Annotated in this window: 13 protein-coding genes; 11 read left to right on the forward strand and 2 right to left on the reverse strand. The window is 32.3% G+C overall.

The genetic code is table 11. From position 1 onward, the window contains the following. The 4 genes from GKR88_06390 to GKR88_06405 all read left to right on the forward strand — a co-directional run bounded on the left by GKR88_06390 (nucleotide 1) and on the right by GKR88_06405 (nucleotide 4,446). Nucleotides 1-735 carry a hypothetical protein gene (locus tag GKR88_06390; protein QMU63961.1) on the forward strand — a complete coding sequence of 245 codons (735 nt, stop codon included), beginning with the start codon at nucleotides 1-3 and terminating at the stop codon, nucleotides 733-735. Nucleotides 736-739: 4 nt separating this feature from the next. Continuing rightward, nucleotides 740-1,918 carry a DUF4350 domain-containing protein gene (locus tag GKR88_06395; GenBank protein ID QMU63962.1) on the forward strand — a complete coding sequence of 393 codons (1,179 nt, stop codon included), beginning with the start codon at nucleotides 740-742 and terminating at the stop codon, nucleotides 1,916-1,918. A gap of 5 nt (nucleotides 1,919-1,923) precedes the next feature. After that, entirely contained in the window at nucleotides 1,924-2,928 is a 1,005-nt protein-coding gene (locus GKR88_06400; protein ID QMU63963.1) for an AAA domain-containing protein, read from the forward strand. Nucleotides 2,929-3,168: 240 nt separating this feature from the next. Next, nucleotides 3,169-4,446, forward strand: a complete 1,278-nt coding sequence (locus tag GKR88_06405) for a DUF58 domain-containing protein (GenBank protein QMU66655.1) — start codon at nucleotides 3,169-3,171, stop codon at nucleotides 4,444-4,446. A 96-nt stretch (nucleotides 4,447-4,542) separates the two neighbouring features. Here GKR88_06405 and GKR88_06410 read toward each other — a convergent pair whose 3' ends face one another. Together GKR88_06410 and GKR88_06415 are read right to left on the reverse strand one after the other, a co-directional pair. Then, complete coding sequence (locus GKR88_06410) at nucleotides 4,543-5,388, reverse strand: tyrosine-type recombinase/integrase (GenBank protein QMU63964.1); 846 nt, start codon at nucleotides 5,386-5,388, stop codon at nucleotides 4,543-4,545. A 225-nt stretch (nucleotides 5,389-5,613) separates the two neighbouring features. After that, a complete protein-coding gene (locus tag GKR88_06415; GenBank protein ID QMU63965.1) occupies nucleotides 5,614-5,832 on the reverse strand; it encodes a helix-turn-helix domain-containing protein in 219 nt (72 codons plus the stop codon). Nucleotides 5,833-5,891: 59 nt separating this feature from the next. Between GKR88_06415 and GKR88_06420 the strand changes: the two genes are divergently transcribed. The 7 genes from GKR88_06420 (at nucleotide 5,892) to GKR88_06450 (ending at nucleotide 11,520) form a co-directional block, all read left to right on the forward strand. Continuing rightward, entirely contained in the window at nucleotides 5,892-6,083 is a 192-nt protein-coding gene (locus GKR88_06420; GenBank protein QMU63966.1) for a type I addiction module toxin, SymE family, read from the forward strand. A gap of 190 nt (nucleotides 6,084-6,273) precedes the next feature. After that, nucleotides 6,274-6,645, forward strand: coding sequence for a transposase (locus GKR88_06425; GenBank protein ID QMU63967.1), 372 nt, complete (start codon nucleotides 6,274-6,276; stop codon nucleotides 6,643-6,645). Beyond that, entirely contained in the window at nucleotides 6,645-7,502 is an 858-nt protein-coding gene (locus GKR88_06430; protein QMU63968.1) for an IS3 family transposase, read from the forward strand. Before GKR88_06425 ends, GKR88_06430 begins: the two co-directional genes overlap by 1 nt. 102 nt (nucleotides 7,503-7,604) lie before the next feature. Further along, complete coding sequence (gene dcm / locus GKR88_06435; protein ID QMU63969.1) at nucleotides 7,605-8,585, forward strand: DNA (cytosine-5-)-methyltransferase; 981 nt, start codon at nucleotides 7,605-7,607, stop codon at nucleotides 8,583-8,585. Continuing rightward, nucleotides 8,585-9,337 carry a hypothetical protein gene (locus tag GKR88_06440; protein QMU63970.1) on the forward strand — a complete coding sequence of 251 codons (753 nt, stop codon included), beginning with the start codon at nucleotides 8,585-8,587 and terminating at the stop codon, nucleotides 9,335-9,337. The genes dcm and GKR88_06440 overlap by 1 nt, the downstream gene beginning before the upstream one ends. A gap of 125 nt (nucleotides 9,338-9,462) precedes the next feature. Beyond that, entirely contained in the window at nucleotides 9,463-11,085 is a 1,623-nt protein-coding gene (locus GKR88_06445) for a hypothetical protein (GenBank protein ID QMU63971.1), read from the forward strand. Nucleotides 11,086-11,100: 15 nt separating this feature from the next. Beyond that, complete coding sequence (locus GKR88_06450) at nucleotides 11,101-11,520, forward strand: hypothetical protein (protein QMU63972.1); 420 nt, start codon at nucleotides 11,101-11,103, stop codon at nucleotides 11,518-11,520. Nucleotides 11,521-11,599: the final 79 nt, after the last annotated feature.

Genomic DNA, 11,599 nt, shown 5'->3' on the forward strand with positions numbered 1-11,599 from the left:
TTGAAAAAATTTATCGTTTACATAGTATACCTGTTGTGCACTGCTCATGGCTATTCTCAGAAAGAAGAGAACACCATAAAAGAAGATACGCTGTATATTGAACAAAAAAAAATTGATACGGATGCTATGGAAGCGTATAAAAAATCCGACGATTTCAAATATGAGACGGTAAAAAAAGAAGAAAATCTATTCCAAATATTTTGGAACTGGATAAAACGCAGCATAAAAAAAATACTCTCTTTCTTTTTTGACGATATTACCCCTGCTGTTGGTTTCCTTTCTCATTTATTAAAGATCATACCGTGGCTCATTGCTGTAATTGCACTTTATTTTATCATAAAGTTTTTCTTAAAAATAGATAGCAAAAATATTGTAGAAATTAAAAAAAATAAAGCTATAATACAATTACATGAAGATGAAGAAGTATTGCTAAAGCAAGATTTAAAAGCATTGATAAAAGAAGCTGTAGAAGCTAAAAATTTTCGATTAGCCATACGATATTACTATCTCTATAGCTTACAAAAACTATCCGATAAAGAATTTATCACCTGGCGACAGGAAAAAACAAATGAAGATTATATAAAAGAGATACGGCAACACAACATAAAACCCGAATTTATAGAAACAACCCGATTATATGATTTTGTCTGGTACGGAGGTTTTGCTATTAACGAATCGGAATTTAACCGGACTGAAGCATTGTTCCATCAATTAAACCAAAAAATCGTTGAATAAAAAAGTGAAGATATACATCGGAATCCTCCTGGCTGCCGTAGCTCTTATTATTTATATGGAAATGGCAAAGCCTGTACCGGTTAACTGGTTTCCGTCGTATGCGGCAAAGCATAAGATTCCTTACGGAACCTATATTCTCAAGAATGAACTGGCATCGATGTTTAAAAATATCAAAGAAATAAAAGTACCGCCTTTTATATATTTAAATGATACTACCACTGCAGGTACCTACTTTTTTTTAAACGAATACATACATTTTGACAAAGCAGAACAGAAAAAACTATTAGATTTTGTTGCCAGAGGAAATGATGTTTTTATTTCGTCAACACATATTCATATAGATACACTCAATATTGAAACAGACCCCATCGTTACTTTTGAGTATACGGAAAAGTTTAAGCTAAAAATTGTAAATAAGAACCTGAACAATGATGTATACGAATTTAACAGACCTGCACCTATTATTAATTTTTCCAAGGTAGATACCGCCAAAACAACAGCACTGGGCAACATATATGTCTATGACAAAGATGACAAACCGGTAGCAGAGGGGTTAAATTTTATAAAACACGTACATGGAAAAGGAGCCATTTACCTACACACATTTCCGTTGGCTTTTACAAATTATAATATGTTAACTGATGATAATTACCTGTATACAGCAAATTTGGTATCCTATATAAATGACGAAAAACCCTTGTTATGGGATGCTTATTACAAGGCCGGTAAAACTACCATACAGTCTCAAATGCATTATATATTAAGTTCAAAGAACTTAAAGTATGCCTATTATACGGCATTGATGGCTATCGTGTTTTTTATCATTTTCAAAGGAAAAAGAGATCAACGATTTATACGGGTGATAAAGCCGCTTCAAAATCAAACACTGGCGTTTACAAAAACAATAGCCGGTATGTATTACGAAAATGGAGATCACAAAAATATCGCCTATCAAAAGATCAATTATTTTTTGGAATATATACGAGAAAAACTACATATACCAACAGTTGTCATTAACGAATCATTTTATAAGCATTTAGCACAGAGAAGTAATAATACATACGACGCTACAGTTATGCTATTTACAAAAATAAAAACCATTCAGTCTCAAGAATACATCTCGAAAGAACAATTGATAGCGCTGAACACCTTAATAGAAAAATTTAAATCAATAAAAAAGTAAAATATATGGAAGATCAAGAACAACCCAAAACCGAACCAACAAATACATTTTCCAGCAGAATCGATTTATCCAAACTAAAAGAAGCCGTACTAGCAATAAAAGAGCAATTGCAACAGGTGATTGTCGGGCAAGATGATTTTGTAGAGCTATTAATCGTTTCTTTATTAGCAGACGGACATGTTTTAATAGAAGGAGTTCCCGGAGTTGCAAAAACGGTTACAGTCAAATTGCTGGCAAAAACAATTGATACGCAATTCAGCAGGTTGCAGTTTACCCCGGACTTAATGCCCTCGGATGTTCTAGGGACTTCCGTACTAAATATGAAAACTTCCGAATTTGAATTTAAACAAGGTCCCGTTTTTTCTAATTTGGTTTTGATTGATGAGATTAACAGGGCTCCCGCAAAAACACAGGCAGCACTGTTTGAAGTGATGGAGGAAAAACAAGTTACCATAGACGGAAAGCAATACCCAATGCAACTTCCTTTTATGGTTTTGGCAACTCAAAACCCCATAGAACAAGAGGGGACATATGCACTACCGGAAGCGCAATTGGATAGATTTTTATTTAAAATTACTGTTGGTTATCCCAACTTGGAAGAAGAAACCCTGATTATCAGTTCACACAATAACAGAAAAGGAACTTTACCTGAAAATTTGATAAAACCTGTAATTTCCGAATCCGAATTATTAGAATACAGAGGTAAAATATTTGAAATTGTAGTGGAAGAAAAAATTGTAAAATATATAGCCGAACTCATTACAAATACTCGAAATCACCCGCATTTGTATTTGGGAGGATCTCCAAGAGCCAGTATTGCAGTGCTCATGGCAGCAAAGACCTTTGCTGCTATTCAAGGTAGAGATTTTGTAATTCCGGAAGATGTTAAAAAAAGTTTGTACCCCGTATTAAGGCATCGTATTATACTGACACCGGAAAAAGAAATGGAAGGAATCACTACAGATACTGTCATAGAGATGATTGTTCAATCCATAGAAATACCCAGATAGTAGTTATCATGTTAATTCATAGAGATCTTTGTAAAATTGATTTGGCAAAGGTCTCTCATACTAATTTTACTAAATAGTTTAGTGTATGATATCTTTTTCCCGTTTATTTTTTTCAAAGCAACAATGCTATTTTTCCAATGTTTTAATAGAGAACTTTCAACTTTCACACTTTAAAACCACATCCTATTGAAATTCATCGGATCATTATACCTGCATAACACATTCTATGTTTATTTAAGCATGGTTTCTGCATTGTTTTTAATTTCGTTCTGGTATGCTATTGTATTCACAGTTGCTCAAATGGTATTGGTTTTTCTCGCTTTTTTATTTGTCTTCGATTTGTTGATTTTGTACCGATCTCAAGAAGGATTCCGCGGCCAACGATTAGCAGGAGATAAATTATCTAATTCCGATACCAATAGTATTACCATTTTTTTAGAAAACAGATATCCTTTCCAAGTCCATGTTCGAATCATAGATGAATTACCGGAACAATTTCAAAAAAGAGATTTTGAAAAGTTCAAAACGCTCGAAAAATTTGAAGAAATGAACTTCAACTACCTGGTAAGACCTGTGGAAAGAGGGCCCTATCACTTCGGATTTTTGAACCTTTTTGTTTCATCGCCGATAAGAATGGTGTCTAGGAAATACCGTTTTGATCATCAAAAAATGACGGCTGTTTATCCTTCGTATATCCAAATGAAAAAATATGAATTCCTGGCAATGAATAACAAGCTTACGGAATTCGGGTTAAAAAAAATACGGCGTATAGGGCATACTATGGAGTTTGAACAGATAAAAGAGTATATTTCAGGTGATGATGTACGGACCATTAACTGGAAAGCAACCGCTAAAAAAGGGAGTTTGATGGTCAATCAATATCAGGATGAAAAATCGCAACCCATTTATTCGTTGATCGATGTTGGCAGAGTTATGAAAATGCCTTTTGAATCTCTAAAACTACTGGACTATGCAATTAATGCCACATTGGCTTTCTCAAATATCGCTTTACTAAAAAATGATAAAGTGGGAATGCTTACTTTTTCAAAGAAAGTAAACAATCTGATTGCCTCAAGCAATAAAAAACCCCATTTATCTGTGTTAAACGAATCATTATATCGCATAGATACGGATTATTCCGATTCTGATTTTGCATTGTTATATGCTACTATAAAAGGCAAAATTAATCAAAGAAGCTTATTGATTTTATATACTAATTTTGAGCATATTTCCGCACTACGCAGGCAATTACCATATATGAGAGCCATATCCAAACAGCATTTACTGGTAGTTGTATTTTTTGAAAATACGGAATTAGATGATTTAATTGAGCAGCCGTCAGACAATTTGTTAGGTATATATAACAAAACCATTGCAGAAAAATTTTCTTACGAGAAGCGCTTAATTGTTAAAGAATTGGAGAGCAACGGGGTTTACGCCATTCTTACCCAACCCAAAAACTTATCTGTTACTATCATAAATAAGTATCTGGAGTTTAAAGCTAAAGGATTGATATAATATGGCTTTTGTATTTGTACAATAAAACGCAATAGGTAAATTATATTCATCAGTATCCAAAGCTTATACCAAAAACCAGATGAATTATTACCTTGACTACAAATTTAAATGTTCTATCGGGCTCATAAATTCAGATTTAGCTATATCAGGAATATGTGTATAAATTTCAGTAGTTTTAATTGAATTATGTCCAAGTAATTCTTTTACAAAACGTATATCTATACCATTTTCCACCAAGTGAGTTGCATAACTATGACGAAGCATATGTGGAGTAACTGTTTTTGTAATTTTAGCTTCAAGAGCATACTTTTTAATGAAATTTTGAATGCTTTTTGCAGCATAAAATGGTTTATTCTGCCCTTCAAACAAAAAATCTTTAGGTTTATACTTCTTGTAATAAACTCTTAAATCATAAAGAATTTTTTTAGGAAGTTTTACCGTTCTATCTTTATTCCCTTTTGCCATATTAATATGTAAAAGCATTTGATCAGAATTAACATCTTTTATTCGAAGTGCCAGCACTTCTCCAACTCTTAATCCACAACCGTAAAGGAGTTTTAATATACATTTATGCTTTATGTTTTTACAAGCAGAAATCAATCTGACAATTTCATTTCTTGTTAAATATTTAGGTAAAGATTTTTGTTTTCGTTTAGGATATAGATATTTGAGGTCTAATTTTTTGGAATGAAACAGCTCATAATATTTACCAATAGCGCTTAGGATTTGTTTTTGATATGCACTACTGATATTCTCTGTTTTTTGTAAATGGAATAGGAAATTTTCAATATTTTTTTCTTTGACTTTCTCTAACGGAGATCCTCCAAAGGCTATCAAAAATTTTGCTAACGCATTTGTGTATGATTTTATAGACGATGTTGCATAACGTTGTAAAGAAAGTTTCTTTTGAAATTCAAGCAATATTTTTTTGGTCAGTAACATAACATTCGTTTTGTGAAAATAATTATCACGCTAAATATAAAAAAACTAACTGAATTACAATTATTTATATATTTATACTATATTTGGATAACCGCCATAATTAAAATAAAGATAACCGCAATGCGTATATTTGGGTGTTGGGCGTAATTGGCAATAAAATGATAAAATCTGTTGGTTATCAAATAAAGTGGAATCATACATCTAAAGTAATACAGTAAAATTGAGCTATTTTAGAAGTACAGAAACCGAAATTTCTAATCCATCAGCAATTTTCATCAAAGTAAACAAACGAGGATTCGTTTTTCCGTTTTCAATCATATACAATTGAGTTCTTCCAATTCCACAATCAAAAGCAAAAGACTTTTGGTCAATCTCTTTTTCTTCTCTTAATTGCTTGATTTTAGCACCTAATTTTTTAAAATATTTTAATTCTTTTGTGTTCACTATACCGAATTTCGATAAATTATTTATATATTGTGTTCGTCATAACGAACAAGTTTTTAATGAGTCGATTTAGAAAGCTAAAAATTTATCAAAAATACCAATCTCGCGAATGGAGTAAATATGCTGTTGTTCCTGAAATTCGACTTGAAGGAAAATGGTTGAGAGAACTTGGATTTGAAATCGGAAAAGAAATTGAGATTGACCAACAAAAAAATAAACTGACTATTACACTAACTGACAAAAACGAATGAAAAGTAACATACGCCCAACACGGTATATAAAAAATAGCGGTTTAAGTGCTTCATTTAAAGTTAGTTTTGTAAATTTAGCATTAGGTATAAATTGAAAAGTCAGTGCTTTTAAGTCCGCTACTTTTCATATACTAAATCGTTGTGAATTGTTGACCCGTCCTGAAATATGTATACAAAAAACAACAAGTATATGTATAAAAATGATGGATATGTAAGACGTTATAGTGAGAGTTTTAAACTCAAAGTATTAGCAGAACTTACCAAAGGAAACCATTCCAAAAGACAAATTGCCTTAACTTACGGCATACAATCTAGTACGATAAACGTATGGATTAAAAAATATGACCGTAAAGATTTAATGAACACCCGTGTAACCGTGCAAACAGACGACGAATTATCCCGTATTAAAGCCCTTCAAAAAGAGCTAAAACAACTCAAAGATCTTCTTATTAAAAAGGATCTAGATAAACTTGTGAATGATAGTTATCTTGAAGTAGCTGCTGAAAATCTTGGCTATAAAAATGTTGAAGAATTAAAAAAAAACTTAAACATAAAGCCTTAATGAAAATAGCACCGATTAATAGAAAAAAAAGAAGGTACGCCATCGCTACTATTTGTAATGCTTTCGAGTTAAAAAGAGATGCTTATTACAAATATCAAAAAAGGTTTGTTCTTAAAAAACAAATAGAACAAAATGTAATAATGCTTGTTAAAAAAAGCAGGAAAACATTACCCAGAGAAGGTACTAGAAAGCTAATGAAATCCTTACATAATGATTTTAGGAAACAGAATATAAATATAGGTAGAGACCAGTTATTTAGAATCTTAAAAGAAAATAATTTGTTAATTAGAAGGAAAAAATATTCTTCTAAAACAACCAACTCTTACCATCGTTTTTATAAATATAAAAATATCATAAAAGACCTGATCATTAATAGACCTAACCAAGTTTGGGCTTCGGATATTACCTATATAAGAACTATAAATGGATTTTGTTATTTAGCACTTATTACTGATATGTATTCAAGAAAAATAGTAGGCTATGATATTAGTGATAGTTTAGAACTTAAAGGCTGTGTTAGAGCTTTAAATAAAGCTATTTATCAAACTAAAAATACCGAAGAAATCATACATCATTCTGATAGAGGAATACAATATTGTAGCAATGTTTATACTCAAATTTTGAAAAGAAAAAAGATACAAATCAGTATGACCCAAGAAAATCATTGCTACGAAAACGCAATGGCCGAAAGAGTTAACGGAATTTTAAAAGATGAATTCTTCCTCGACCAAACATTTACAAATATCAATCACGCCAAAAAAGCAACAAAAAATGCAATCAAATTATATAATAATAAAAGATTACATTTATCTTTAGATTATAAAACACCTAATTACGTGCACAAAAATGTAGCATAAATTTTAATAATTAACTGTAGCCCTATTTTAGGACGAGACATTTTGACACACAATGTGGACAGACAAAATTTGATTAAGAGAATAGAATATTATATTTGAAATATGTATCAAGAAAAACTCAAATTTATTGACCTTTTCTGTGGAATTGGTGGCTTTCGGATAGCATTTGAAGAAGCCTGTGAAGAAAATGACCTTGCAAGCGAATGCGTTTTTTCGTCTGATATAGATAAATACGCCCAAGATAGCTACGAAGAGAACTTTGGCGAAAGACCCGCGGGTGACATAACCCAAATCAATGAGAATAGTATCCCTGACCACGATATTCTTTTCGCTGGATTTCCTTGTCAACCATTTAGCATAATTGGTCAGATGAAAGGAATGAATGATACCCGTGGAACGTTATTTTTTGATATTGCCAGAATTATTAAAGCGAAAAAACCGAAAGCATTCATACTGGAAAATGTAAAACAACTTGTAGGACACGATAAAGGCAAGACTTTAAAAGTCATAATTAAATCTCTTGTTGATTTAGGTTATCACGTTCAATACAGTGTCTTAAATGCTTTGGATTATGGCTTGCCTCAAAAACGTGAACGAATTGTAATAATTGGACACCAAGAGCCAATAATGTTTACATTTCCTAGCCCAACCAAACCTTATAAAGAATTAAAGCAGATTTTAGAGAAGAAGGTTGCAAAGAAATATTATGCTTCCGAACATATAAGAACCAAAAGAAAAGCTAAACATAAATCGTCTTACTATCCTTCAATTTGGCACGAGAACAAGTCTGGCAACATTTGTTCATATCCTTATTCTTGCGCCCTTCGTTCAGGTGCTTCTCACAATTATCTTTTAGTAAATGGAGAAAGAAGGCTAACACCTAGAGAAATGTTTAGATTACAAGGTTTTCCTGATTGGTATAGAATTATTGTTAGTGATGCTCAGGCCAAAAAGCAAGCTGGAAATGCCGTTCCAGTAAATATGATAAAAGCTGTGGTGCAAAAAATACTGCCTTATGTTGCAATTACTTTAGACCAAACCGCAGTATTAAGAGAATATGAACTACAATACAACCCAAGTTAATGGCAAAACGAAGATCACCTAAATTAAGAACTGTAAATAAATCTGTTGCGGCATATCCTTTAAATGAATTCGGCTCTGAATTCCCTTATATTCTAGGTCAAGAAATAGTTTATCTGCTAGCAAGCAAAGGTAGGGCAAATTTAGAAGGTGATGAATGGGAACAAATTTTTGCAACTTGTATCGGAGTAGAATGGAAACCTTCCAATGTGGGACTAGATGATGTTGTTATGGGGAACACGGCTTGGGGTGCTAAAACAGTCAAAGCAACAACAAAAGATTTCAAAAAGCTCAAACACGTTCGACTTATCTCGGGAAGAAACTCACCTGTGTATTCTTATGGTAACACAATTGATACAACAGCTGACCCTAATGAAATTGGTGAACAAGTTTTAGAAATATGGAACGAACGAGTTTCGGCAGTTAGAGAAAAATTCAAAAACTTAAGAACAGTTGTCTTAGTTAAATCAAACGATTTATCTCAAATCGCTGTATTTGAATTTGATACTGTTCGATATGATGCTGAACTTTACGATTTTGTTTGGAATAAGAATGGTAACCTTGAAGGGTATGAAAAAGGAACTAAAGTAAAGAGATTTACTTGGCAACCGCACGGTTCTCAATTTACAATCACAGAGCAAGTCCCAGAACACACCTTAATTCTAAAGATTAGACCGCCCGAGAAATTAGATAAAACTAAAGTGCTTAAAACAATAGGATTTGACAAAACTTGGGTAACTATCGAAAGAAAATAAACTGGGCACAACAAAAGATATGAAGTAATAGGCTCGTACCTCACCTACTACTCATATCCAAACCGTTAGTGGCAATATCGCTGACCAACAAACTGAATTATTAACATTTAAAACAACGGTAAATTATGAAAATGAAAATTAACCACCTAAACAAAATCGGAATTCTAATATTAGGAATTTCACTCTTCTTTTTTACAGCATGTGAAACTGAAAATGAAGTTGTCGAGGAAAATTTGACAACTGAAAAGCAAGACTATTCTGTTGACAAAATCAGATTTTCAGAATTTGAAAACAACACAAAACTTGTACAGACACTATCTGAATTAAATGCTTCTTTTAAAACGAAAAAAAATGGTTTAGCCAATCGTTCAAATTCATCTGAACAAACTACTTATGAATTAAATACTGATGAAGCTATATATATTGAAAGTAATGACGGCACTCACCATTCCTATACATTTTCGATTGAAGCAGAAGAAGGGAATTATGACCTTGAAAACATTGTTTTGTCTTCCCAAGAAAATGGTACGTATAAAGCTTATTTAACTACTTATAACTTAACCGAACAAGAACGTACTGATTTAAATAACGGTGTTGATGTAGATTTAACAGATAAATCATCCATCCAAGAAATAGATTATAATCAAGTGAATTTATACAGCAGGTCAGGTTGTTCTTTTGAATTAGTAACTATTGAGGTAACTTATCAATGTACCATAGATGGTTGTTGGGACCCAGCTTGGACAACAACAGAGTATATTCACGTTTGGGCGGAAGTTTGCTCTGGTGGTGGCGGAGGTGGAAGTGGCGATGGTTCAGGAAGCGGTTCTGGCACTGGAGGTGGCGGAGGCGGAGGAACTTCTGGAGGAAGTGGAAATGACAATAATATTCCTACTATTCCAATGAACCCTGATGGAACTTCTGCTGCACCTTCTTTTTTAATAAATGCATTAGGTGGTGAAAGCCAACTTACTTCAAGACAAATAAGCTGGATAAATAATCATGATAATGATGCGTTAGTTAATCTATTATTAAATGCTTTTCCTACTAGTAATTCAAATGCCATTACAGCGGCTTTATCGGCATTAATGAATAATGCAGATATACCTTGGGAATTAATTGAAGATTGGTTTCTAAACACACCTGACTATACTGAACCTAATTTGAATATAGACCCAAATAACATAACTTATGATACGCCTTTAATACAACAAGAATTACCATCATTTGAGGATTTTGTTGATAATTTTCCAAAAAGAGGTACAGCAGGTAATTATTCTGAAATGCCAACAACTAATGTTTACCACATGGTTGGGGGTAGTTTATTAAATAGTCATTTAAATAATCCAAGTGCATATAGTAATGCTTGCTCAATTAGAGGTTCTAGAGGTTTACTTTATTCAGGTATTAGTATTCCCGTACTTAATTACCCAGGTGTTGGGCAGAGGACACAAAAAGGAGGTGACAATAACAACTACATACTTGATGCTGTATCATTTGATAAATATATGAGAGATAAATTTGGAGATGCTACTCATGAATTGACTGGTACTGATGCAAATGACCCAGTAAAAGTGGCAAATTTATTAAGTGGAAAAAATGGTATTTACGTCATAATAAATAATAGTCATATTCAAGCTGGATATTCTGGACATGTTGATGCAATAATTAACGGTGATTGTATTAGTAATGCATATACAACACCTACTGGCGGAGTGAAGTCGATTCGAATTTGGACATTGAACTAAAAAAGTATAATATTTATGTTAAAATTAGGTAAAATAATCATTATTACAATAGCTATGTTATTCAATTCTTGTAAAAGCCAAAAACATATAGGCAGTACTAAAAATGAATATATTATATCATATAAAAAAGCAGTACTATACGGTTGCATAAATGAAGCAACTAATGGAAGTTTCGCAGAGTTTAGTAGAGCAAATAATGACTTGGGAACTGCCATAGAAACTGCTGTTTTATATCATTCAGATGTTTTAAAAGCAAAAGAACTTGGCGCACAGCTATCGAAGAATATTAGAGAAATAAAATATTCAGATTATGGAGGTAAAAAACCAATTTTTAGTGACTGCATTAATTTTGCTTTTAGCAAATCAGTTGACTCAATCGCTAGATTGAAATATAAAAACTTAAAGAAAAGTAAAATAGAGTATAAAACTAAATAAAATACTGCCTACAACAACGTATAAGCATAATAAGGGTTAAGAGCATAAATTTAAAAGTAGTTTTGTGTTTGTAAAAGTA

The sequence above is a fragment of the Flavobacteriaceae bacterium genome (assembly GCA_014075215.1).
Taxonomy (GTDB): domain Bacteria; phylum Bacteroidota; class Bacteroidia; order Flavobacteriales; family Flavobacteriaceae; genus Polaribacter.